24 protein-coding genes and 1 pseudogene are annotated in these 25,803 nt (G+C 43.6%); 1 reads left to right on the forward strand and 24 read right to left on the reverse strand.

Annotation, left to right across the window (positions count from 1 at the left end; translation table 11 throughout):
* Positions 1-125: 125 nt before the first annotated feature.
* The 6 genes from BFJ94_RS11325 to spoVAC form a co-directional block, all read right to left on the reverse strand.
* On the reverse strand, positions 126-2,378 hold the full coding sequence (locus tag BFJ94_RS11325; protein ID WP_120462772.1) for a DUF4129 domain-containing transglutaminase family protein: 2,253 nt from the start codon (positions 2,376-2,378) through the stop codon (positions 126-128).
* Positions 2,375-3,640 carry a DUF58 domain-containing protein gene (locus BFJ94_RS11330; RefSeq protein WP_229716779.1) on the reverse strand — a complete coding sequence of 422 codons (1,266 nt, stop codon included), beginning with the start codon at positions 3,638-3,640 and terminating at the stop codon, positions 2,375-2,377. Before BFJ94_RS11330 ends, BFJ94_RS11325 begins: the two co-directional genes overlap by 4 nt.
* A complete protein-coding gene (locus BFJ94_RS11335; protein WP_120462774.1) occupies positions 3,641-4,600 on the reverse strand; it encodes an AAA family ATPase in 960 nt (319 codons plus the stop codon).
* A 511-nt stretch (positions 4,601-5,111) separates the two neighbouring features.
* Positions 5,112-5,462, reverse strand: coding sequence for a stage V sporulation protein AE (spoVAE, locus tag BFJ94_RS11340; RefSeq protein WP_120462775.1), 351 nt, complete (start codon positions 5,460-5,462; stop codon positions 5,112-5,114).
* Positions 5,459-6,481: a stage V sporulation protein AD gene (gene spoVAD / locus BFJ94_RS11345; RefSeq protein WP_120462776.1), complete on the reverse strand. Its 1,023-nt coding sequence runs from the start codon at positions 6,479-6,481 to the stop codon at positions 5,459-5,461. The genes spoVAE and spoVAD overlap by 4 nt, the downstream gene beginning before the upstream one ends.
* Position 6,482: 1 nt before the next feature.
* Positions 6,483-6,983, reverse strand: a complete 501-nt coding sequence (spoVAC, locus tag BFJ94_RS11350) for a stage V sporulation protein AC (protein ID WP_120462777.1) — start codon at positions 6,981-6,983, stop codon at positions 6,483-6,485.
* Between the two features lie 445 nt (positions 6,984-7,428).
* On the opposite strand from spoVAC, the gene BFJ94_RS11355 reads away from it, so the two are divergent.
* Complete coding sequence (locus BFJ94_RS11355) at positions 7,429-8,502, forward strand: M42 family metallopeptidase (protein WP_120462778.1); 1,074 nt, start codon at positions 7,429-7,431, stop codon at positions 8,500-8,502.
* Between the two features lie 350 nt (positions 8,503-8,852).
* On the opposite strand, the gene BFJ94_RS11360 is transcribed toward BFJ94_RS11355, so the two are convergent.
* From BFJ94_RS11360 to BFJ94_RS11445, 18 genes and pseudogenes are all read right to left on the reverse strand, one after another.
* Positions 8,853-9,263 carry a hypothetical protein gene (locus tag BFJ94_RS11360; RefSeq protein ID WP_120462779.1) on the reverse strand — a complete coding sequence of 137 codons (411 nt, stop codon included), beginning with the start codon at positions 9,261-9,263 and terminating at the stop codon, positions 8,853-8,855.
* Positions 9,264-9,334: 71 nt separating this feature from the next.
* A complete protein-coding gene (locus BFJ94_RS11365; protein WP_205571019.1) occupies positions 9,335-9,697 on the reverse strand; it encodes a type III toxin-antitoxin system ToxN/AbiQ family toxin in 363 nt (120 codons plus the stop codon).
* An 816-nt stretch (positions 9,698-10,513) separates the two neighbouring features.
* Positions 10,514-11,338, reverse strand: coding sequence for a hypothetical protein (locus BFJ94_RS11370; protein WP_120462780.1), 825 nt, complete (start codon positions 11,336-11,338; stop codon positions 10,514-10,516).
* Between the two features lie 38 nt (positions 11,339-11,376).
* Entirely contained in the window at positions 11,377-13,290 is a 1,914-nt protein-coding gene (locus tag BFJ94_RS11375; protein ID WP_120462781.1) for a DUF2075 domain-containing protein, read from the reverse strand.
* 11 nt (positions 13,291-13,301) lie between these two features.
* The gene (locus BFJ94_RS11380; RefSeq protein ID WP_120462782.1) at positions 13,302-13,634 is read right to left on the reverse strand and encodes a nucleotide pyrophosphohydrolase; all 333 of its coding nucleotides are present in this window, start codon (positions 13,632-13,634) and stop codon (positions 13,302-13,304) included.
* Between the two features lie 57 nt (positions 13,635-13,691).
* Positions 13,692-13,931, reverse strand: coding sequence for a DUF1963 domain-containing protein (locus BFJ94_RS25610; RefSeq protein WP_205571020.1), 240 nt, complete (start codon positions 13,929-13,931; stop codon positions 13,692-13,694).
* Positions 13,932-14,142: 211 nt separating this feature from the next.
* A complete protein-coding gene (locus BFJ94_RS11390; protein WP_120462783.1) occupies positions 14,143-14,391 on the reverse strand; it encodes an Imm3 family immunity protein in 249 nt (82 codons plus the stop codon).
* A 30-nt stretch (positions 14,392-14,421) separates the two neighbouring features.
* Positions 14,422-14,556, reverse strand: coding sequence for a deaminase domain-containing protein (locus tag BFJ94_RS11395; protein ID WP_120462784.1), 135 nt, complete (start codon positions 14,554-14,556; stop codon positions 14,422-14,424).
* Positions 14,557-14,665: 109 nt separating this feature from the next.
* Positions 14,666-15,043, reverse strand: a complete 378-nt coding sequence (locus BFJ94_RS11400; protein WP_120462785.1) for a 1,4-dihydroxy-6-naphthoate synthase — start codon at positions 15,041-15,043, stop codon at positions 14,666-14,668.
* Between the two features lie 5 nt (positions 15,044-15,048).
* Positions 15,049-15,408: a nucleotidyltransferase domain-containing protein gene (locus tag BFJ94_RS11405; protein WP_120462786.1), complete on the reverse strand. Its 360-nt coding sequence runs from the start codon at positions 15,406-15,408 to the stop codon at positions 15,049-15,051.
* Between the two features lie 79 nt (positions 15,409-15,487).
* Positions 15,488-15,814, reverse strand: coding sequence for a hypothetical protein (locus BFJ94_RS11410; RefSeq protein ID WP_120462787.1), 327 nt, complete (start codon positions 15,812-15,814; stop codon positions 15,488-15,490).
* Between the two features lie 409 nt (positions 15,815-16,223).
* Positions 16,224-16,544: an Imm6 family immunity protein gene (locus BFJ94_RS11415; protein ID WP_229716780.1), complete on the reverse strand. Its 321-nt coding sequence runs from the start codon at positions 16,542-16,544 to the stop codon at positions 16,224-16,226.
* On the reverse strand, positions 16,520-17,125 hold the full coding sequence (locus BFJ94_RS11420) for a pentapeptide repeat-containing protein (RefSeq protein WP_120462789.1): 606 nt from the start codon (positions 17,123-17,125) through the stop codon (positions 16,520-16,522). Before BFJ94_RS11420 ends, BFJ94_RS11415 begins: the two co-directional genes overlap by 25 nt.
* Positions 17,126-17,159: 34 nt before the next feature.
* Positions 17,160-17,492 (reverse strand): hypothetical protein, encoded by a 333-nt coding sequence (locus tag BFJ94_RS11425; RefSeq protein ID WP_120462790.1) that lies wholly within the window; start codon positions 17,490-17,492, stop codon positions 17,160-17,162.
* A gap of 200 nt (positions 17,493-17,692) precedes the next feature.
* Positions 17,693-17,967 (reverse strand): annotated as a pseudogene (locus BFJ94_RS26305) (transposase family protein); the annotation flags it as partial.
* Positions 17,968-18,186: 219 nt separating this feature from the next.
* Positions 18,187-18,552, reverse strand: coding sequence for a ribonuclease toxin immunity protein CdiI (cdiI, locus tag BFJ94_RS11435; protein WP_120462791.1), 366 nt, complete (start codon positions 18,550-18,552; stop codon positions 18,187-18,189).
* 12 nt (positions 18,553-18,564) lie between these two features.
* A complete protein-coding gene (locus tag BFJ94_RS11440; RefSeq protein WP_162944241.1) occupies positions 18,565-20,772 on the reverse strand; it encodes a CdiA family toxin C-terminal domain-containing protein in 2,208 nt (735 codons plus the stop codon).
* Positions 20,773-21,148: 376 nt separating this feature from the next.
* Entirely contained in the window at positions 21,149-25,795 is a 4,647-nt protein-coding gene (locus BFJ94_RS11445) for an S-layer homology domain-containing protein (RefSeq protein ID WP_120462793.1), read from the reverse strand.
* Between the last annotated feature and the right edge of the window lie 8 nt (positions 25,796-25,803).

The raw sequence follows: 25,803 nt of genomic DNA on the forward strand, positions 1-25,803 counted from the left end.
CCGACTTCCTTATATTTTAAAAAAGAAAATGCCCCCGGCGCAAGCGCTCAGGGACAAGCCTGTTACATTTGTTGAGCCTATGGGTTGAACTGAGGATTGTACGGCTTGAAGCAGCCTAGTCCTTGCTAATTCTTTAGCTCAACGCCTTTAGATTGTTCCTTCCTATGACCGATGCGAGACAGACTGTCACAGAGCTGCTGTACGCTCAGCCAATCATCCTCTGTCGCCGATTCGGGACTGTAGAGCGCTCCTTCATACTTCTGTAACAAATGCTCAAGGGTGACCGACAGCTCCGGCTGCTTCGCGCTGATTTGCTCGAATATTTCGCGGACCGTCTCATGTTCCTTCCGCTCGAAGCCCTGCCGCTGCCATTTTTTCACGGTGCGTAAGGTCGCATAGACCATTTTATCTCCGTAAGTCAAAGGTCTGCCCAAGCGCCAACGAAGCAGCCCGTAATAGATCCGTTGCCGATACTTGAACAACAGCCAGCAGAGCATGACCAAGAGAATTCCCAGCGATATATATCGAATCTTCTTATAATGTACGGTCATGAAGGAAGGGGTCATGTCTTCTGTTTCCTCTGGCAAGATCTCTTCTTGGTTCAATTCATCCGGGGCGATCTCTTCTTCCTTCTCGCCCTCATATAATAACGGAGCCATGAAACCCGGCGTTGCTTCGAATGGAATCCAGCCATACTCCCCGAAATATAATTCAGCCCAGGAGTGTGCATCGGAATTTTTCACCTGATAAGCCGTATTGCCTGGTCTAGCCCTCAAATCCTCGGGGTCTGCCTGAATCCCCGGACCATACCCCTTCACCCAGCGCGCCGGAATGCCTTGTGACCTTGCCATCATCACCATCGCTGTCGAGAAATAATCGCAATAGCCCTCCTTCACTTCAAACAGGAAGCTGTCGACGAAATCCTTGCTCTTGCGCAGAGATACGTTTGGATTATTTGTATATTGGAAGCTAGTACGCAGATACTCCTGCAGCAGCTCCATTTTCTTGAAGGGGGTATCCGCCGTAGCCGTAATCTCCGCTGCCAGATCTTTAACCCGCTGTGTTAAAAAGGACGGAACCTGCAGATACTGCTCATCGATCGCAGCTGAATATAACTGTTCATAACTGGCACTGCGCAGCTTCTCTAATGGAATAACAGGTATTCTCGAGGTCACCTTATATTTAACCGGGTAGTCCGGCTGATCGTCGCGGAAGCCTCCTCCCCAGCGAAGCTCCGCCTCCTCCCTAGCCCAGGACAGCTTAGGTCTGCCTTGTCGCCGCTCATCCAGCAGAGTGATCTCTGTCATGAAATAACCACCGAACAGAACGGGATAGACTTCCTCCGAGTCCATCGTAATGATCTGCTCCACTTGTCTCATTTCCATATTTCCAGTCTGTTTCTCAGTAAGAGCGATGGTGTCATTTAAACCTCTAAGCACTTCATAATCTCGATTTTCCTTGTCAAAATCAGCCCAGCCGTTCCCGGTATAGATGCGCCTGGTCTCTCCGCGCCAATAAGAAGGCAGTGAGGATTCGATCGACATGACCGGATCATAGCTGAATTCGAAGCCGCCACCAAGCTCGGTATCATCCCGGCTATAGCCGGAAGTAACCGCCTCTTGTCTGGATTGATCCTTTTCCTTGACCGCACTCGATATAGCCGTCTGTGCCTCTACGCTGCCAACTTGTCCGCCGCTGCGTCCCTTCCAAGCTGTGTATGGATCAGTCAATATCGGAGCCACCGGGGGTACACTCGTACCGATGAATAGTATGCCGGCAAAAAGGAGCAGAATATTGGAGATGATCTTGAACGGATGCTTGCGCAGCTTAAGCCAGCCATAGGGATAAGATAGTTGGTAATTCCGTAAGTGAAGGCAGACTAGCCAGCCTAGTCCGGCGAACACCGTCCAGGCTACATTTTTCCATAAACGATAGGGAGAAAATGAATCTAATATAGCAAATGCAATCAAATCTGCAGCCAGAAATAACAACACGGTCCTGTGTGTTCTCAGCAGTCTGAATATTAATTCGAACAGAAGCCAAGCCCCTAATGCGAACCAGATATAGGGAACGAACTCCGTGAATATTTGCCAGATCTGATCTGGATAAAGCTCTCCATACGGCATATAGATCCCGTACCTGATTAGCATCATTCGACAAATGAGAATAATGGAAATTAATTTAGCGATATTCCGCCATACAACATGCAGAGGCAAAAGATCGATAATCGCAATGACGATCAGCGTCCAGGCCACGATATCGGTCGTCTGCTGGAACCAGATCGGCTCCGTAAAGGAAACCCACTGCATGACCAAAATGACAACCCATACCGTCATTAAGATGCGGTACCAATACACCGGCTCATCCGGATGCTTCAATGATAGCCACCTCCTAACTGAACAGGCAGCTCTTGCAGCGCCGATATGGCGATCCCCTCGATCCCATAACGACCATGACCATGCATGGATTCAGAACGAATAGGCGAGTCTATCTCCCTTGAAGGACACGCCGTATGAATATGGTAGGGAATCAACTGACGGCCTTTCGCCCAGCGCACCATATTGAATAAATTCTCATCGGCCAGAGGGGTGACAATAATAACAAATGCTCCTGCCGGGAATAGTTCATGTCTTTCCTCCAGTTGGGTAGTATAATCCCCGGTACCATCCGCATTAACATCTATTAATCGCTGCAGCATCTGATGGCGGTCAAATGGACTGTCTGTAGGCGCGTTGCCCCATAACTCTCTGCCGAGAATACAGAGCCCCATACTGATCTTTTCCCGGCCGCCATATTCCAATAGAGAAGCCGCTGTCGACACGGCCAGCTCAAATTGCTCCCGCTGGGTATAATGGATCGTATGAGCATCCAGGACAATCATCGTCTTGGGAATCGACTCCCGTTCGAACTCCTTGGATTTCCACTCACCGGTCTTGGCAGTTGCATTCCAATGAATTCTTGAGATTCTGTCGCCGTAGATATAATCTCTGACTCCGTTAATCTGTGTCGTCTCCCGGCAAGACTGTAGCAACGTCGTCTCAGGCCCTGAATATCTTGAATGATGACCAAGCAGCTGCCAGCGCGGGATAAAGACCCTCTGGGGCAGCACGTAAAACTCTCCTTCCGTCTGGAATTTCCCTTCATGCTCCAGCAGCCCAAAAATATCTTGGGAACGGCATTCCGTCGCCTTAAAGTTGTAGCGTCCTCTTTCCAGTGGCGGCGTCTGATATATTAGCTCTGAATGACTGCCCAACCTGGGTACAACACTGTCTTCATATTTCCATGAATCTCCGTTATGCTTCTGCAGTTTCTCTCTGACAATCAGATAAGGCAGCGGCACAAATGTAGGCAACTGTAATCTCAGCCGCACTTCAACCTGAGTGCCTGCTTGCAGCGCTATTTTGGCTATGGGCTCACCCTTTACGGTCAGAATTCGCTGTCCCTTCACCCGCTCAACGCCTGCTATACTGCAGATGAACCAATAGATCATGAGCACATTCACCATTGCAAACAGCATGATCGATGTTTTGCCGCCCTGAAATAATACGTACAGCAGGCATACCAGCCATAATGAAGCCGCTTTCCAGAAATTGCGGGATACGAGTCCTGTTCTTACAGTATTCCACATTACACGCATCATTTATCTCCCTACGGCCACGGGTACATGAGTCTGCCGTAAAATCTGTAAGAGCACATGATCTCCGCTCATATTATTATTCATTCTGGACTCCGGACGCAGCAAGATCCGATGCCCTAGCACATAAGGACCCAGGATTTTGACATCATCCGGGAGCACGTACTCACGGCCTTGCAGAAAAGCGAATGCCTTGACCGCGCTCAGGAAAGCGATCGAAGCCCGGGGCGAAGCACCGAGCAGAACATCTGGATGCTCTCTCGTTCTCCGCACAACCTCAAGCAAGTAATCCATCACCATTTCACTAATATGAACAGTTCTGATTTGCTGCTGGATCTGCGCAATCTTCTCCATGGTCGTAACGGATCTTAATTGCTCAACCGGCTGTCCCTGCATATGAGAGAGCAGCATGCTCTTCTCCGTGGCCGCATCGGGGTACCCGATCTGAATCTTCATCATAAACCGGTCCAGTTGGGCTTCGGGGAGATGATACGTACCTTCAAAGTCAATCGGATTCTGCGTCGCGCAGAGCATGAAGGGATGCGGCAGTTCATAGGTCACTCCGTCAGCGGTCACACAGCGTTCCTCCATGACTTCCAGCAAGGCGGATTGGGTCTTCGTCGTCGCCCGGTTGATCTCATCGACAAGCAGGATATTCGTCATCACCGGACCCGGCCGGAACACAAAGCGCTCTTCATGCGGATGGAACACCGAGACGCCTGTAATATCGCTAGGGAGAATATCGGGATTACACTGTATTCTCCGATACTCGCCATTGATCGATTTGCTCAGAGCCTTGATCAACTGTGTCTTCCCGGTGCCAGGGACATCTTCTATTAAAACATGCCCTCCAGCCAGCAATGTCGTCAACAGAAGCTCAATTTCAAATGATTTGCCAAGTATACAAGCTTGCAGGTTATCTCTGATGGCAGATAATGCTCTCATCAATGGTTCATTTTTTGGCATGAACTCGTTCCCCTCCAATCAATGCATATCCTATATCTACCTATTTTACATGATTCAGCTAGACAAAGTACACCAAGGTTCTCCATCGAACGGTAACGAAATGTTAGAAGAAGTCGATGGATTGGTGTGCAGGATGAAAAGAGGCTAGGGGCTGTCTCAAAAGTCGATCCTCCGACTTGGGGCCTCTTTTGCGTGCCCAGAAATGTGAACATCCCCTTGTTCTGGCCGGGTCACTCGGACACGGACATTATTGTCCGTTAGCGTTGATCCTGTGATACTCCCGCCCTGTAACGGACAATAATGTCCATTACAAGAGAAATTGCCGCGAAAAATTGCATTTTGCGCTTCTAAGGGTCAAAAGTGTCCGTTGGAGGAACATAGTTGTTGTTTTCATGCCCTAACGGTCATTTCTGACCGCTTGATCCGTGCGATCACATCACTCCTCTGATTAACGTTATTTCTCGCCAAAAGGGGCTGCCCTTATTGGACAGCCCCTTGATTAGTTATGGAATTATCCCTTTGGCCTTACGACTAGCGCGGCGAGGAAGGAGAATATTATCGCCGCCGAGATCCCGGCGCTGGTCACTTCAAAGATCCCGGTGATTACCCCGATCCAGCCATCCCGCTGCAGCTCTGACAGGGCTCCATGAACGAGGGAATTGCCAAAGCTGGTGATCGGAACGGACGCTCCGGCCCCGGCGAATTTGACGAGCGGATCATATAATCCGAACGCATCCATCACTGCGCCGAGCACAACCAGCGTACTCATCGTATGTGCAGGGGTTAATTTGAAGATATCGAACATAATTTGCCCGACAACACAGAACAGCCCGCCAACCACAAAAGCCCACAGAAAAATCATGATGAGCTCGCCTCCCTTTCCAGAGCAACCGCATGGGCGATACAAGGAATGCTCTCCCCTTGCTGATAAGACAGCGGAGATAGCAAGGCCCCCGTCGCAATGACTAAAACGCGGTTCAGCTCACCTTTTTTCATTTTTTTCAGAATATGTCCATAAGTAACTACTGCTGAGCAACCACAGCCGCTCCCCCCGGCCAAGACAAAATTCTGCCTGTCCCGGTCGAAGATCATCAGGCCGCAATCATTGAATTCCGTCTTATCGATGGATAAGCCATCCTTGCTTAGAATATCCTTAACGATAGCATGTCCAACGGATGCCAGATCACCCGTTACGATTAAATCATAGTCCTCCGGCTTCCGACCCGTATCGCGAAAATGAGCTACGATCGTATCCGCTGCAGCCGGGGCCATCGCGGCTCCCATATTGAAGGGGTCCTTGACTCCCATATCCTGAATTCGCCCAATCGTCGCATGGGTAACACGCGGGCCCGAGCCTGCCGAGGCAACCACGGCACAGCCCGAACCCGTAATGGTGTACTGAGCGGTCGGCGGCTTCTGAGAACCATATTCAGTCGGGTAGCGAAACTGCTTCTCCACCGTGCAATTATGGCTCGCTGTCCCGGCCATAGCGTACTTGGCTCCCCCGGCATCAACGATCATCGCAGCGAGCGCCAGGCTCTCCATGGAAGTTGAACAGGCGCCGAATACTCCAAGATATGGAGCGCCAACATCACGGGCGGCGAAGGTGGCGCTAATGATCTGATTCATTAGATCTCCGCAGACGAAGAATTGGAGCTGTTCCTTACTGATGCCAGCATGTACAAGCGCTAATGAGGAAGCATGCTGAAGCAGCTTGCGCTCCGCCTTCTCCCAGGTCTTCTCATCGATCTCCAAATTGTCGTAAATATGATCGAAGGTTGAGGATAGCGGTCCATCCCCTTCTTCAGGCCCTACTACAGTCGCGGCCCCGATAATCGTCGGTTTACTGCGAAATTCCCAGGTCTGTGAGCCGATCAGCATGCTAATGCACTCCTCCCAGACCAAAGATCACATGTACCAGCCCGACGATAAAAGCCGCTACCACACCGAAGACAATGACGGAGCCTGCTAATTTAAACATGTTGGCACCTACGCCTAGCACCAGTCCCTCTGCCTTGGATTCAATCGCTGAGGAGCACATGGAATTGGCAAATCCAGTGACTGGAACGGCCGAGCCTGCGCCTGCCCACTGGGCGATCTTATCATATACTCCAAGGGAGGTCAGAATCACGGATATGATAATCAATACGGCGACGGTCGGGCTGCTCGCCTCCTTGGCTGACATTCCGGCAAAGGTCATAAATAACTGCTGAATGCACTGGCCAATGAAGCAAATGAAGCCCCCAACCAGAAAGGCCTTCAGGCAGTTCCAGAAAATATTCGTCTTCGGCTTATGAGAATCGGCGATCTGCTTATAGTCCTGTTCGGTCAAGGATATGGAGTTCAGCCTGAACCGGGTGCCTGATTTTGATTTGGTTGGCACGATTGTCCCTCCTTCTTACAACTTAATTCCTCTCCTGACGGTGTATATTCATTATTTGCCACATCGCCGCTTGTTATGTTTGGAAAATCATCCATATCGATTGTTCGAGCTGTCTTTAAAGCAAAAAACAGTGTCTCCCAGTCGCCTGAGAAACACTGTTCATCTAATTGCTGTATGAGCAATCTACAGATACTGCAAGATAAGAATAAGTAAAATAAATAGCAGAAAGATGACGATCCAATCCTTGGAATAGCGCTCCATCTTCGTTGCCTCCCAATAATATCCTTCACTTAATCGCAGTATATGCTCCAGTCATGGTCGATGTGCGGTATTCGCCTAGCTTGGGCTTATCCGGGTTAATAAATAGACAATACGAGCAAGATGGCGCATACTTAAAGAGGTTGTTCAACTCGCAATTTATTTAACGCAAGGAGAGATACGAATCATGGACAAAAAAACGCTGGAATTATTCAAGCAATTAACCGAATTTCCTGCGGCACCGGGCTTTGAACGTGAACTGCGTGCCTTTGTAAAGGATAAGATGTCCGCCTATACGCCGGAATTCCTGCAGGATCGCCTAGGCAGCTTATTCGGGGTACTGCGCGGAGACGATAACGGCCCCAAAGTCATGGTAGCCGGACATCTGGACGAGGTCGGCTTCATGACGACGGGAATCAGCGATCATGGCATGATTTCCTTCCAACCGCTCGGCGGCTGGTGGAGTCAGGCTGTACTGGCGCAGCGCCTGCAAATTATTACACCACAAGGCAGAATCATCGGTGTAGTCGGCTCAACCCCGACTCATTTGCTGAGTGAAGCGGATCGCAGCAAGCCCGTCGATTTGAAGACGATGTATCTGGATATCGGTGCGGATAGCCGCGAACAGGCTGAAGCAGCAGGCGTCCGTCCAGGTCAGCAAATCGTGCCGATCTGTGAATTTACCCCTATGGTCAACCCGAAGAAAATCATGGCCAAGGCATGGGATAACCGCTACGGAGTCGGCTTGGCTATCGAGCTTATGGAAGCACTCCACAAGGAAAAATTGCCGAATACGCTCTACTGTGGCACAACGGTTCAGGAGGAGCTGGGATTGCGCGGAGCTCGCACTTCCGCTAATATGATCCAGCCTGATATTTTCTTCGGCCTGGATGCCAGCGCAGCCAACGACACGACCGGAGACAAGAAAGCATTCGGACAGCTGGGCGGAGGCGCTTTGCTGCGGATCTTCGACCCTACGATGCTGACCCATCGCGGCATGGTCGAATATATCCAGGACACAGCGGATACACATAAGATCAAGTATCAATACTTCGTATCCCCTGGCGGTACGGATGCCGGCCAAGTTCATCTAAGCGGCAGCGGCGTACCTTCCACCGTCATCGGCATTTGCTCCCGCTACATCCACACCTCGTCATCCATCATCCACACCGATGATTACGATGCCGCCAAGGAACTGCTGATCAAGCTCGTTAAGGGCCTTGACCGCACAACCTTGAATACGATTCTGGAGAATAGTTAATTAGATGAGAGGCGAGTCCCCCGTTCAGCGGAAGCTGGGTGGGGGACTTTTTTGCTTTTTTGGGAAAGGTCATCGCGCATAAACGGCGCTTGGTGATAAAGCCTGCAAATATGCAGGAATTTAGTAAAAATTCCAACTCAAGAGAGTAAATTCCTGCGAAAATGCAGGCTTTTTCTTCAAATCAGCTCGATTTCAATCAGAACGGCCTAAAAGCCTGCACATTTGCAGGAATTTCTTAAAAATAGGAGGTTTCGGGTTAAAAACCTGCATTTTTGCAGCTTTCGATTTTGCATGGAGAGTTTGTACGCGGTATATTGCATCAACTTAACTGAACACAGCTAAATTCGGATTCAATTGAGAAGGCGAGTTAAAATATAGCCTGCCATCCCACAGAAAAATAACAGGTAAGCCCAAACTTCATAACCCGTGTAGGTACCAAAGGCCAGAGCAAGGAGATGTTGGCAAATGGTTAAAAGTAGAAACACTAGAACACCTAATAGAATGAAGAGAGGTTTATCTAAAACTGCTGCAAACACAAACAACACTAATGTCGATACATTCAAAATCGTATAAATCCAATTGACTGGAATGATAAAAAGAACTCCCATTCCATATTCATATTTCATTTGATGCTTATCCATAATCTCAACCATAATTACAGTGTTCAAACAGACCAAATAAACGACTAATAAAACTGTCCAAATTATCGCGTGCACTCTAGCACTACCTAGAAATTCCGGGATTATATTATTCAGAGCCATCCCTCCCTTTTATCAGCTGGAATTTGTAATTTTGGGCATACCAATTTCATGTAATATTACTCATTCCAGAACTACAATACCAATTTATTGTATAAATATACACCATAGTTGCAGCATCGTTTGTTCAGTTTAGGCTGCTTATCACTTTTCACAATCTGATACAGCCTTTTAGCCTTTTTCTTGATAGTATCTTCATGTTTGCGAATGAACAAGGCTTGCTGCATTAGTAGTTGTCTATATTTCTCGTCCGATACTGCGGCAATATCCATCGGAATAATAACCTCAGGAATTGTAGGAATCATGTTGTTAAGATTGATAATTCCTAATTTCCCCTGTTTTATTTTTATGACATCAGGTGCTGACTCTGCTATGTACTCATGTTTTGGTTTAGGGGACGATAGTGGAGCGAAATAGGAAAGGCCGTTAATTTCCAATACAACGCCAATAAATTTCCTGTTTTGAGAGGGTCCTTAGATACTAGATGGTCAAACTGTCGAAGATAATCCAGATAAACTTTTTCGATTCCGCAGATTTTGAGTGTTTTACTCATCAGATCCTTCCTCTTTTAAAAATAAGGAGAGTAGCAATAAACGCCACCCTCCTTTTGCTTTTTCCGTACCTCACTTATACGGCAGAGGATATCCTACTTTTTTCCAAAACTCTCTTTAGAGAAAGCTTAACCAATGGATTGGTTCTTGTCAAGAAGCTTAAGGTTCTTTCCGTCCCGCAGAAAAGTAGAAAGTGAGCCTGAATCTCATGCCTGCACCACGCATCCAATCCTTGAAGATCGTTACTGATCGTTCGCTCATTTATATCGAACGAACAGGCTAGAAAAGAAACCGTCGATGGGTGTCGGCTTTCCTACAACTTCTGAAGCACCAAATATTCGCGTATAGTAAGCATCGCCAGCTCTGTTCTGTCCCTGCATACTGTCTTTTGAATGCCAATTATCTAAAGAGTACTAAGCAAGATAAACTCACTATACTTCCGCTAGCAGAAAAGCCTCCGCTCCCCAATTTGTAGGCGGGACGACGATCTTTGTAGCTTTTGGATATTGCAAAAGTTGAATAATAAGTAAGGTCAATTAAATAACCCACTTGCTGGGAATAGATGCTTCCCTGAGGATCCTCTTTATAGAAGTTTTTAGTAATCAACTTGATAATGTCCGCTGTAAGTAGCAGCAGGCTCTTTAGGCAATTAACAACCGAAATTGGATATCGATATTTCACTTAAGATAGTTTGGCCGAGATTTATACCACTGGTTTCCCCATACATTTTTTTGCAGCATAATGGCCATAAATGAATATCACTCCCAAAGCGATTATTCCTCTGAACCATGCTTCTGTAAAAATCACAGCTACAGGCAATCCGGGTACAAACATAAAAAATAAGATCCAATTTTTAAAGGAATGTTTAAATCGTTTTTTGACAAAGCCTTCAGTAATAATCAAGTACAGCAAAACAATATAAAAGAGTGCCGCGAATACCACGGAAAATATCCAGACTTGCTCCTTAATCGATGTGGCACTTAGTAGAGATATAGCAAACAGTACTAACAACATAAGGAAAATTATATTCACGTAAGTATGAATAAAAGGGACTCCGAATGGGGCTAATTTTGTTTTTATGTAATGATCAACAGCCATAAATATGTCTTTATTTTCTTTTAATGTAACGGAGTCAAGTTGTTTTAATTTTAGCCTCAAGATTTCTTCCTTTATCTCTTTATGAAACTCATTTAATAGATCCTTTTTCACAGCTTCATCTGTTATCTCTTTAAATTTGTTGTATTTTTTTATAAATTCATAAGGAAGAATAGATGTAGCTTTAGAAATTTGTTCGGTAACCGTAAACAAATCAGACTCTTCATTAAAGTATTTATATATCTCTAATTCTACATCCGAATAGATGTCGAGTGCTTTTTCTATCCGTAGTTGAATTGATTTAGTATCTTCGAGGTAGTTGCTTCTGAGCTCCTTATACATCCAGAAAACTAATACTAATAGAACTATAGCCACAGCAGCGGTTATAGTATCTGGAAATAGTGATTTGACAAGATCAATTATATAACTCAATCTATCACCCCTTAATGAACGCTGCTCTATCGATTGAACTATTGTTTAATATAAGATGACTCAATGGCTTTAAACTCCTTAGTTGTTTCTACCAATATTACCTTACCTAACTGCCCAATTATATAGTTCCGCAGCTCCGGGTTTCGGCAATACAGGAAACAACCTTTCATTCCTCTAGAGATTAACACTTTGTATATATTTTTAATTAGCTTTGTCAGTTGGTCATTGTCCTTTTTAAGTCCCTTTTTCCCTTGTTTGTCCTTATACTCTTCATAGTCAGCATAAATACGCATCGATTGCGGATCATATTTCAAATCATTACCGATGATGACGCCAACATAATCAAATTCCAACCCCTGCGAGGTGTGAACACAACCAATTTGTTCTAATCCTCTTTCGTCAATCGCCCAAGTGGAAAGGGCACGTCCATTCCAAGGCATCTTAAAATCATGTTCTGGAATATCAACATCCTCGATTTCTCCATTTGGATTACCAGCTTTGGCATTCGTCCATTCCCAAGCGTACCCCGCTAGCATTCTAGCTTTGTAGCCTTCACTTACTTTCTCTTTAATTAGTTCATAAACAGAATTAGGATTATCCATCAATAAGAACTGAAACGCATCTTGATCCCATCCATCAAAGTTTCCTGTCTCTCTAATCTGGAAAATATGATCAATCCAATTCAGAAATCCTTCTGCTCCCGAACATCTAAATTGTGCAGACAAGGTGTACTCAAAGACTTGTGAATGATTCATTTCTGCGATTCGCTTAATTTCTTCAACTGTACCAATGTCATCAGGCCTAATACGTTGATTATCATCAATAAAAAATACATTCACTTTGGATGCTTTAATAATATCCTCAATTTGATTCACGCCTTGATACATATATGCACCCTTCCCCTTAAGACGATGAGCCTCATCAACGATTAGTACATCAAAGAAATCGGCAGGAGCATTGTAAAATTGACCTGAGCCAGCGAATAGTCCTCTAGCTCTTGATTTATTTTTTGTCTGTTGTTTAACTAAGGTCTCAACCATAGCTGTCCTGAATGAGGCATTGGGAGCAACGAACTTTACATTCAGCTTTTTCTTTAGAAGGCCGCCTAATGCATTCATCGAAATGACAGACTTCCCTGTCCCTGGCCCACCTTTTACGATCAATGTCTTCTTACTCGTTATTTCCTTAGCCTCACTCATAATTGATTCATATGCAATTTTCTGCTCATCTAGCAAAATGAATTCAGAATTTCCTTTAAATAACCCATCAATATGTTCAATTAGCTTCTTGGAAGGACGAATTCTCCCATTTTCAATTAAATAGAGCAGGTTTATCCCGTTTCCTTTGCCGGTATGCTTGTGGATAAACTCCTGCAGCTTAATGGTATCTTCAGACAGAAATAAAGGTGATTGCTTGATGATCGAATGATATTGTTGGCTTTGAAGTGGATCTGGTTGTGGAGTTCTATAATTATGTAGGTATGAGCACGAATAACTATGAATATTTTGACTTTGAATCGCCTCATTCATATCCTCTAATTGCTGTCGATATGACCATGCCTGATAGGAAGGATGTGTCATTTCTCTTTCTTTTCCTCCAACATAAGCAAGTACCACATCCTCACGGTCGGTTGCTTTTGCTGAATCCCATTGCTTCAACTCTACGATTATAAAATTATTATATCCGGCATCGTCCTGCCCGGTTACAATAAAATCAACTCGCTTGCTCGTAGCTGGAATATTATATTCAATCATAATTCCACAATCATCTGCTATCCTTGAGTTACGAATGACACGCTCCATAAATTGCATGGAATTATTCCATGCTCTAATTTCACCACGACTCGGTCGCATTCCCATCTTTTTGATGAATGCCTCTTCTATCGATATAGTCAATAAATTACTGTCAACTTTCTCACGAAATTCAAGAGCACTGCTGCTATAAATAATCATTAGATGCACCTCTACAAGTCAGTATACTTATCCTTCTTACCATACGCCTTTTCTACGGGATATTTTACTTCATTCTTTTTCAGCTTGTTTAGAATCAACTCTTCAATGCTTATATTTAAAGTCTCCGCCATATAGATCGAATAAATGAGTACATCTGCTAACTCGTCTGCAATATTATCTTTCTTCAAATCTAGAGCTTCCTCCGGTGATTTCCATTGGAAATTCTCTAGGAGTTCAGATGACTCTATGCTTATTGATATAGCCAAATCTTTTGGATTATGAAATTGCTCCCAATTACGGTTTTGACGAAAGGCAAGGACCTTTCTTATGAGTTCTTCATTCATGATTTAACTCCTTTCGATAAAATATCTTAACAGTAGATTGTTGTAGTGGCGTATATATTATTTGTATCTAATGGAATTTATTAGCACAAAAAAACCAACATCATCAACAACATTCCCAGAATCCCCAAACATAATACCGCATTCATCATCGATATCCAGTTGTAACAAAAGGAAATTATCATCATCAAAACCCATATATTCATTCTGAATAAAATAGGGATAACCACCAATTCTACTATCACTACTATAACAATCATCACTCAGTTTCTCATATTCTACTTCTGAAAGCTCATTCATAAAAGTTCATGAAATAAATCTAATGAAGAAGACATAGGCATTTCCCTTGTTTAAAAATACATTTTTCATTTTCATAAGGATTTTTCTTTAATAACTGTTCTTCATTTTCTTCATGATCTTCTATATATTTTACCAGGATAGGGCTTTCTAAACCAAACATGTTTACTTAAATCTATAGCATCATCAGAACCCAAATCGCTAGCGAAGTTATTTATATCAAAGTTCTTAGTAATACTTCTAACTTCATCATATGTTCGTTGAGAAGGACTCCTTTTTCAATCTGTAAACGAGCTAGAGTAACATAAAATATAGTCTTCTCAGTTTCCCCTTCCTCAATAACATTGGCAAATTCATACAAGCATCGTCCTCCTGCCTGAAGAGCATTTAGCCCATCTGTCATATAATTTTCGAAGACTTCATTGATATATTCTGTTAGTTCTTTATAATCCCACTCCTGCATTCGTTTCTCCTTCCCTGCTGTCCTATTTAACTACTTTACCACCGTTTGTAAAAACGTTTCTGTAATATTCGGGTATTCTCTTCTAAAGTCGAATATTACATCAGTACAACTTTGGCAAGTAAGTCGCTCTGTAAACAGATTTATTGTCCCTTCCTCATCGTTCAAGTTGGAATAAGCCTTTAAAAGTTTATCAAGTGTTTGTTAATTGTTTAGTGTTTGGTTGGTTGTATTGCACGATCTTGTTGTTGCTCTGTAAACCCGCAAGTTTTAATCTTTAACGATGATCAAAATTATAACCGCCTTTTCTTGGTAGCAAGTCTTCAAAATCGCACGATGCTATTGCTTTAAAATCAGCGTCCCATAACCCTGTCAGCAAATTAGATATTTCAAATACATAGTTACGGTCAATCACATTTTCAGTTGGTTCAATTTCAAGGTAGTACTTGTAATATAGAAAGCCATCATTCCCTTGATTTCTTTTGTCTTTATCGAAATCACCGTTATTGAAAATAAATATTCCTGCTTGCTTCGTCAATATGCTCGAACCGCTAATAGTACCCATAACAATGTTTGAGACTGTATCTAGTAACATCTCTTTATCAACATCGCTATCTACAAAAATTTTAGTAAATAAATCATATTCTTCTTCCAACGAAATCACCTCAGATCATTTGATTGGTGTAAACGGGGGATTGTCAAAAGGTCCACTGTTTTAATAATTGAAATATCGACATCCATACCTAGCTCTTGTTGGAGTTGTTCCCTAAACTTGCTCAATTTCGCTTCTCCTGATTGAATTTTCCCTGTTTCAATAGCATGAAGCATTGTTTTCTCCTTAGCAGACCCTGGATTAGGTGGTTTAACTTTACTAAAAGAGCTTTGTATTAATTCATCAAATTTCTCAGATAGAACCCTTATAGATATATCAATATCAGAAGTTGGTTTTGCAGTTCCCTTTTCCCGACTGCCTTGAACAAATATATCATCACTTATATACCCTACTTTTTCTCGTATCATTGATGATACTTTATCAAATTGTGCCTGTGTAAGTCCTTGAGGTACTTTAAGAGCTTGTCCCGTCCTCTCAATCCCCTCTTCAATCCCTCTTCCGATCTACTTCATATTGCTTCCTCTGAATATTCCGATTCTCCGGAGTCTCGATGCGATACGTATCTGGAACCTTGACTTTCATTCCACCTTCAGTAACCACCACGGCTCCGCCGTTCAGCTTAGGCAGTAGCTCGGAGAGCTGCTTGCTCAGTTTGCCGGATATCTTAACTCCCGACTTTACTGCTCCTTCCACTAGTGTCAGAGCCAGAAAGGCTTTTACCAAGGCGCGCCCATATCGCTTGCTCTCTTCATAGCTGGCCTTTTCGCTCAATATTTTCTCCTGTAAATCATAGACATCCTGGAACGGAACCACGAACTGCAGTCCCTTCTTTTAACGTGACTTTTGTATGGTTGCTCCTCGTGGTTTCGTATCTGCTCTGGAAAGTGACCGTGGTTGTAAGTTTGAATCGGTGGGCTGCTAAAGCGCCTTGATACATATATTATTATTCGAATTGATGTGCCTTACGCTGTTAGTATCTGCGCTCGTACTCCTTCGATTTCAAACGATTCTCCGACTTCTGTCGCCATTTGCGACTGTACTTCTTTTACTATTCGTTTCGTACTCCCTCTGATTTCGGACATAAAAAAAGCTCATTCTTACTCATAAAACAAGTTGGAAGGAGTCTTTGAAGGTTTATTAAGTTGGCTGGTTTATTCGTTGTATTGTACGATCTTGTTATTAAAGTTATAAATACTCTATTTATTAGAGAAAATAGTTAATTCTATATTTGTAATTTTTTTAAAACTTCTGCCTGTATATCACTCGTAATATTCCCATTCTTACAGTCTTCCAATAAAAAAACTATTCTCTGAATATAACTATCTGATTCCTCTACACATCTTTCAAAGCAGTCCATAAAATGGTCTACTAATGTATCATCGACTAAAGCAATTGGTTCTGGATAATATTTGACGCCTTCTTTTTCAAATGCTTTCCTACTAGTATAAGCAACTGCATCAATAATACAGTTCCAAGCTGCGACATCCGTTTCATTATCTGACATATCTTGAATTATTGTTATACTATTTTCCTCATTATCCAAAGGGGCTGCTTATTATCTTGTAACCATTTTCTAGCTTCTTCACCTACTAGAATATTTGGTTGTTCTGGCGTCCCAATATTGATGCTTTTTATAAAAGCCTCTTCTAGCCCCCGAACCCCAGTTAATTTAGCTCCTTTTAGCAATACTCTTTCAATCGTAGCTAACCACACATCAGCATTAAACAATATTGCATTGCGAAAATCCGTCTCATCAAAAAGACCAGCCACTAAATTAGCATCTGATAAATCTGCTTGAACAAACACCGTCTCAATACATTCACTATCAGCAAGTCTAGCAGCTTTAACATTGGCTTTTGTGAAGTCCACATACGAGACATTAGATTTACAAAAGTCCGCCCCTTCTAAATTTGTAGATATAAAAGTTGATGAACTTAGTAAAGATGAAGAGAAATCTTTGTGATTTAAGTTCATGCCATCAAAGATACAAGCTGTTATATATGCTTGGTCTAATGGGTATTGTGACAAATCTAAATTTCGCAAATCAATTTCATCTATACCTAGTTTTTCTCCTTGTTCTCCAATAGTTTCAATCCAAAGGCGTTGAGATTCTAATCGAGTCATAATTCTTTGATATCAGTTGTCATACCTAATCCTCCTATTGATACCAAATAATCCCACCTGATATCCCAGCTTTTTCCATTGCCTCTCTTAACTGTTCAACATGCTCAGGAATCATGTCTCTTTTATCCACAATTACATTGTAAGTTTCATCTAGTTCTTTATAAATTGCCTTCATCCCGTTATTTACTGTAAATGCGCCTTTTTTGGGTGAAGTATGACCATTTGGATAAGATACGAAACTTTTAACGTCCCATTTAACTTTATTTGTTGTATCAATAAATTCTACTCCTCCGTTTCCTTGCGGGTCACGTACTATCTTCCCTAGTTTTCCTTGTTGTTCCAAATCTAGTCCTAATTTTACCGCCATGTGAAGGATCGCCTGCTAAATCATCCAATTCTTTTTGCGTCCTACCACTCCTTCACCCCTCTTCCGATCTACAATATTATATGAGGATTAAGCGGAGTTATATTATATTCTAGAATTCTCGCCTATATAAAAGACATATACCGCCTACCTAGGATATCAAAACGTGACGTATGGCCTTTTTTGATTGAAAAATCATCGACACTGTAGCGCTGCTTGTGTCCGACGGATTCGTACGCCCATACAAACCCGATTTTGCAACAAGTACAATACATCCGAATGGACGGTACGTGCAGATAGGTTTTCATCTCAAACACAGGAAGATGCCGAACAGTCCGCATATTATTGCTTCCTTTACGAATGACATCTTGATCCGACCTACAGCAGAGGCAACATTGTCTGACGCTGACTGGTAAAGCTTCTATGTGAAGTTCATCGGCATCAATTGGTGAATTTTTAGTTCTGGTAAATCCAGCATTTCGTTGATATATTTGTTTCGTCAAGCACTGATTTCAGTTTTGAGCCACAAAAAACAGGTCAATCATGGTGGTATCTGACCATAATAAACTGCTTGATTTATCGGAATAGCGTTATTTAGGGTATAAAATTAAAGCATTTGATGTGCGTACAACCGAAATGAAGAAATCTTTATACGGTTGTGTGTTGGGCTCATTGGGTTCTGGGTAGCCCCCACTTATTAAAGTAATGTAGTTTTTATTTGGTTTAAAAGAAGTTCAACTTTAGATTGCTCCATAGGATATGAAACAAGGTACTGATGTGTTAATTTATCAAGAAAATCAATGAAGTCTGTATTCGATACTATTTCATATTTAATTTCATCGACTGCTGGCGGTTCAACTTCAAATTTCACGCCCGTATCTCCAAAATACCCCTCTTCCCATGATTCATATTCAGATGGAAACGCACAACAGATAAACTCTGAAATACCATATCCTACCGTGTTTGAAAAATCTTCAAGGGCATCTACAAATTTATCCTCATCAAGATAGAGGAAGTAAAGCTCCATTGCAGTTAATTCATCAAAATTCTTATCTATTTTCATAGTTTATCTCCTTCAGTCTAGTTTTGGATAAAATTTTGTAATAATACCATTTGCATCCATATACCCTTCGAATTTCAATCCATTTGGAGCAATACCAGTTATTTTTCTTCCGACAATACTACCAGAATCAATTCCTTGTTGCATAGCGGCTTTACCCCATTCGATTATTGTTGCCTCAGAAATTTTGGATGAGTCATACACAGTTTTTGGATTTTTGAAGTACTTATACTCTCCAGTCAAGTTGCCCTTATTATCAAGTTTGGGTATCTTGTAATTAATTTGAATAATTCCATCAATTGTTGGGTGGGGTGTTACCTTGTTAATAAAATCCACATCATCTAACTTCAAAACATTTCTGAAATAATTGTAGAACTCACCCATATTGTGACCGCCTGTAATACCTTTGGATGGATCTCGGTCAAATTTCTTAACGTTTATTAAATGGTCATCATAATCTGATTTGAAGATTAGATTACCCGTCCCCTTAGTACCCTCTTCACCCCTCTTCCGATCTACCTCATATTGTTTCCTCTGAATATCGGGACTCTCTGGAGTCTCGATACGATATGTGTCTGGAACCTTGACCTTCATTCCACCTTCAGCAACCACCACAGCTCCGCCATTCAGCTTAGGCAGTAGCTCGGAGAGCTGCCTGCTCAGTCTACCAGATATCTTAACACCTGACTTAACTGCACCTTCTACTAGTGTCAGCGCAAGAAAAGCTTTCACCAAGGCTCGTCCATACCGCTGGCTCTCTTCATAGCTGGCTTTTCCACTAAGTATTTTCTCCTGTAAATCATAGATATCCTGGAACGGGACTACGAACTCTTCTGCAGCCCCTTCTTTCAACGCTTCCTTGATATCCTCCAGGGTAATATCTCCATTTGCGATGGCCTTGGCTAGATCATAATATCCCGGCATCGTCTCTGTCCAGAACTTCGGATTCGTTGGATTGACGGACCAGACCTGCTTCACTAGCCCGCTGCCTTCATCCCAAACCTGACTCACGATTCCATCCCCGACTCCTACCGTGGTCATCGCTACCCCAACCCCACTGGCTTTCACACCAGGATCATTCCAATAACCTAGTTCTCTCTCCGCATCTGCCACCTCTATTAGCTCTTTCGTAATCAGCCCATCTACTTCAAATTCCTTACCCTCATGATAACCACTTAATTCACGCCATACGGCAAACAGGGTACTATGATTATTGGCGATATACTGATAACCCGCTACAGCAATTAGCAGCTCTTGATTATACTCACCGGTGACTTCTCCATGATACAGATTCATATCTTTAAGAAGCTGCTGCATCTTCCGGATGTCTTCCTCAGCGACTAATTGATTATACTCCTCCAACTGCTGCTCTAGCTGCTGACGTTGAAGTACCTTTACCTCCAGTTCGTCATATCTCTGACGAAGCACATCCAGTTCAACTTCTCCCAACATCCCCTGCTCCAGCAGGGCTCTGATCTCTTCATCATCTAACAGCAGCGATCGGTCATTCTTTAACGGATTGTATCTACAGGCTTCCAGTAACCCGCCTTGATAAAAATCACTCAGATCGATGCCTTCTTTATACCATTCCCCCGACACGCCCATCTCTTCGAGCTTCTTCCGCTGGGCTTCGGCATATTGATGAGCTGACTCCATGTATTCACGATGACCATAGGCCTGATAGACAACATAGGCTTTCTGACTGCGGGCGATTTCCGTAAAGGCCTCAGCGATTTTTTCTAACTCCAGCTGGGCCAATCTCTGTGCCATGGAATCCCCATTTTGCATCGTTTGCAAAAGGCTGGCAATTCGCGGATCTTCTTTGACGGGAGATAGACGAACCAGGAGTCCTTGTCGCTGGATCGCTTGAAGCTGTTCGAATAGATTGGAGAACGCGATGGAATCTGGAGAAGAAGAATTGGTGGGACTGAACAAACGGTTTCCTGTCAAATCCTGCAACGGAGCAAAAGGAGATCTCTGATCGAAGTGTGATGTGGATATCTGTGATTGGGACAATTTCTCGGCTTGTCTATCGGTATCTGCATAATGATTGGTGGCATACTTCAGGCCGCTTACCTTTTCTCTGAGCTGCTCATCGATATGCCTCGCAAGCATTTCAATCTCGCGAAGCAGGCTTGCGGTCTCTTGGGTAACTGTACGTACGTAATACTCCGAGTAATTCGCTTCTGTATCGTGGAGCAGACGATTCACATCCCTGGACATGCCGGTAATCTCCTGTTCCATCGTTTGGCGCAGATGCTCCACGACACTAGCCAAGTGGTCGAGCCGGTCAAGATCTATCTTTTGAATGGAAGGGCACCTCCTGTACACGGTATTTAATTCATAATTTTGGGAATTCATATGTTGTAAGGAAGGTAGATTCAAGAGGATTATACATAGATGAAAAGAGTAAATATTATATATATTTTATCTATTGATAATACAAAATACAATATTTCCCTTTGTTTAGCTGTAAAAGACAATCACAGCATAACGTCCGTCCGACCAGCCACTTACATGATACGCATAAGAACTCGGAAATGTCGTAGTCCATAGGGGATTGGGGTGCCAAATGGATATCTGGCACCCCGTGAATTCATTAGGAATTGATAAAGCCTAAATATTGCAGCATCCGCTTCACAGCCACGGCTGCTTGTGCACGTGTTGTATCACTATCCGGTTCAAACGTCGTACTCGTTACCCCTTTCAAAATACCTGCATCACGTGTCTCCGCGACTGCTGCTTGCGCCCAAGCACTAATCAATCCCTCATCATGATAGACGGTCGCGTCAAGCGGAGTAGGAGCCTGCACTGATTTGCCGACAAAAGATAGTGCTCTGCTAATCATGATTGCCATCTGCTCTCTTGTAATGGAATCATGAGGTCTGAAGGAACCATCCTCATTGCCTTTCGCGATGCCCGCATCTACCGCAGCACCTACGGCACCAGCGAACCAATCGGAGGTAGACACATCATGAAACGTCGTTTGGCTTGTGTCCGAGTTTAAGTCTAATGAACGAACCAATAGGCTCACAAATTGGGCACGTGTAACCTTTTGATCCGGAGCAAATTGATCTGCGCTCATCCCTTCGATCAGACGCTTGGATGCAAGCAGCTCAATATCCGCTTTTGCCCAATGATTCTCCAAATCCTTAAATGTTCGGAAGGATTGAATTACGGCGTATTGACCGGTACCATTACGCTTTATCATCACGACCGTCTGACCGCCTTGTGTCGTAAATATAGAAGGTACGAAAGAGAACCTGCCTGTATTCGGATCAATATAGACCGCTGTTGCCGTATCTGATGATATCGGTTGATCTAGAATGATACTGCGCTTCATATGCTTATTTCCTAAATTCGAGAAGGTCTTCGTTTTCCCATTCGCCTCGACTCGAACAGAGAAGTCCATCACCCGATCATCTATTAGTGTGGTGTTTTCCCGTTCGGTTTGACTCCGAACCTGCTCTAAATCTTTTCCTTTCACTTGTTCGATCGTGACATAAAGAATCGCATCCTTGGCATCCGCCCCAAGCTCCTTGATGTACGTGGACAAATCAGGTAATGATACCGGCACTTCAAAGACAGCGTGATTTCCTTGGATTACGATGGTTGCGTTCGGTACGATCGCCAACGCATCAATGAGCGATTGTGCCGGAATACCGACTTGTTGGATATCATCTTCACCCATCAATTCAATCGTGACAGAACCGGGCGACTCTTTACTCTCCTTCAACTTTTGGAAAGCTTTATTCAATTCATCTACGCTCACTATAGCAGTTAGCATCGTTTGTCCGTTGGGTTTCTTTTCCGACTTAAGCGATAGTGCACTGCTGTCGAGCTTCCCATTTGTCGAAGGTTCCTCTTTATCTTGAGGTGGTGTTGAGATATTACCACCGCCACCGCCTCCATTGCCACTGCTACTACCCGAATCTCCCTTAGAGGCACGGTATATCGACAGATTATAATTTATTGTCAAACCGTCTTCAGACATCACTTGAAGGATCACCGAATTCAATCCAACTTGGAGCTGCACAGGAATCGCCGAGTCATTCGCGTAGCTCTTCCCGTCCACAAAAATCTGAGCTGTCTTGTTGCTTGCACTCGCCGTAATGTCCAATGCAGTAACCGCATTATCTACATCAACCTGATAGGCATAGATCGACGGGTCGAAGGAAGGGCTCAGCTTCCCCTTACTTACCGTCAGTGTGCTCAATTGCGCTTTCGATGCGGCTTTGGAGAAGTAGATACTGACCATTTTGAGTCCGTAATCCAAATCATGTGTCATTCGGTTCTTCACTTCGGGATTAATCGAGCTGTTGGCCTCAAGTTCGCTTCTCAGGGCTTCGATCTGTTGTTTAGCGATCATTGCTGTGTCGGCTCTCATATCCGCATTCGTATTCAACGCTTGAATTGCCGGTTGAATTTTGTGGATAAGGGTATCCCCTTCTTGTCTGCTCATCCCTTCGAAAGGCACGTAAATCTCATTGATTTTACGGATCATTTCTTCCATCACAGTTGCTAGCGGCTTGGTCTTATCATATTCAGGCAAAATGGCTTGATTACGATACACCCCAATCTTCAGTACCTTGTCATACTTATAATTTAAAAATAGTCCTTCAAATTCAAATAATGCGGCTCCAGCTCCACCATTCTTTGTCGCTTCGGTAATTTGATCCACTACAGCCGATGTAGGATTGCCTTGGAACGTGTCTAGACCTGATGAGACGAATGCATTGTCCCCTGCTAATGCCATCGAGTTTCTCAAGTCTGTTACCGTTAATTCCGAACCCGGCGCATAAGACATATGGAACAAGTGATCGATCAAATGATGATCTAACCAGTATTTCGCTTCTTGTGAGTGTGATTTCGGTGCTTCTTCATAATTCGGCCATACCGCAGTTGTAATTTGTAGCTTTGGTTTGATCTGATGCGCCTCGTTAACTACCCGAACGACCCAGGTATTGATCATGTCCGCACGGAATTGTAGCCATTCATCCCAGTAACGATCTCCTGCATGAAGGTCGAGCGGATCAACGCCATATTTCTCGCTGAACAAATTTCGGGTATACGTGTCGTAACCAAAATCATTCGTGTAATCTCCGGAATCGGGATACCTCAAATAATCCAAATGCAGTGAAGCAATATCATATTTCGTGACGAGTTCATTATATACAGAAGCAACGAAATCTCTAGCTTGCGGTAGCGCTGGATTAAGCCAATACCACTTGGCATTGTTCATGCCCACTTCATAATCAATACCTTGTCTGCTGACCAAACGCCAATCGGGATGGTTCTCCACAACCGGTCCGCCGACAAAAAAATTCTCCACCCAGGCATGAATTTCAATCCCCTGTTTCTTGCCTTCCTCAATAAATGCCCCAAGTACATCAAAGCCTTCATACAAAGGATTTAATTCGGTATCGGGCAAAGACGTTGGCCAAGTCGTATATCCATTCCACCACGTTTCCAGATAGATGGCATTGATACCGGTCTCCTTGATTTTCTTCACATGATCTCTGACCTGCTCCAGATTCTTTTCCTTCGGCCTCATCCAGAGACCTCGAGTCTGTACTCTCGGAGACTCAAAATTCATGTAACTTGCATCCGTCACTTTCTGATCCAAGTCATTCAGTAAATCCAACAATCCATTGGTACCGCTTTCATTTAAACGCTGTTTGACCAGCTCATAAACATCCTTCGCTTCTACAATCTTCTGTTCAATATCGGCATAAGGCACATCCATAAATTGATGCTTGGATAACTGAAGCGCCTTCTCTGCGCTGTCGATACTAATCGATGCTCTATCTAAGTAAGATTCCGGAGTGAAAATAGCCAACACTTCTTTTTTAGTAAAATCCAGACTTAATTTAGCTCCGACCAGGGCGTTATTCTTTAGCCATGTGTTTTTAACACCATGACCGGATAATACATAGCCGCCTTCAGGAATTTTACTGTTGTTCCCACCGTTGCTCGTCACATATCCATTCGCATTAACAATCACTTCATTGCCCCATGAGTTTGTGCCAGTCTCCTCGCCATAATTACGATCATAGACGATCAACTGATCCGATCCACGAAATCCTGGATAAGGCACATTGCCATCATTGTCCCAGCCTGCGGGATTATCTTCTTTTACTTTCGGATTAAATGCGTCAAACGAGGTTCTAGCTGCTTGGTAAATTAAACTATCCGTTACTAGCTCAACCTCTGCACCAATATGCACTTGGCCCGCTAATTGGTTATAGAGTGGACTTGCCGCTTGAATAGACAGTACATATCCATCCGCTGGAATGGAGGAGTTGTTATCAAGATACCCCCCTGTGTTAGGGTCGTATGCAATCTCCACAACATTGGTTACCTTATTGCCAACCACTGTAATCTCCATTCCCCAAGCATTCTGATTGGTGGTTGCGCCATAAGTAGGCTGGTACAACACTACTTCTCCCGATCCACGCGGTCCATTTATTTTATCAATGCCTACCGCAATACCATTCACTTTCAAATATTTGCTAGGCAGAATAGGAATATCTACATTAATCGCTTGTACGGACTGCCCCACCACCAAATTCAAGGATGACGCAGCGTTGCCAGAAGCCGAAATGACATAACCGTTCGCAGGAATGTAGGTTCCATTCTGACCATGAACATCATATGTGCTTTTTACAACTACCACATCATTGGTAATGATATATTGAACGGTATCTTCAGAGAACGGTCTTGTCATCTCCCCAAAATGACGTGTATAGACCGCGATGGTATTGGTCGGTTGATCCTGATCTACAACGTCGATCGGTATGGAGCCCTGCTCTGTGATGAGCTGTGGACCTCCGACTACTGGATCAGGCAGCGTATAGCCAACAATCTCAACCGGATCTCCCGGACTCATATTGTCTTTAATCCACTGTTCACTCGATCCGTGACCAAACAGTACAAAGCCATTCGTCGGTATTTGTACAGCGCCTTCACGATAAGTGACGTCCGTAACGCTGTAAGTACCTTCATGGTAGTCCACGACGGCGGCAGCCGCGTAAGGGTTCGAATCTGTGAGCTTACTACTGTTTTCCCTTGTAAACAAAATCATTTCATCCGAAGCTCCGATGGCTCGATTCACTGCTGTAATACTGATAGTGTTGCCATTTAAAGCTTTCGCCGTGATGGCTTCATCGGCCGACACACTCAACGTCATACCTGAAAAAATGAGAACAAAACATAAGATGAAAGATAGCGTATTCTTTAATCTCATTACCGTAC

The sequence above is a fragment of the Paenibacillus aceti genome (genome assembly GCF_003614185.1).
Classification (GTDB): domain Bacteria; phylum Bacillota; class Bacilli; order Paenibacillales; family Paenibacillaceae; genus Fontibacillus; species Fontibacillus aceti.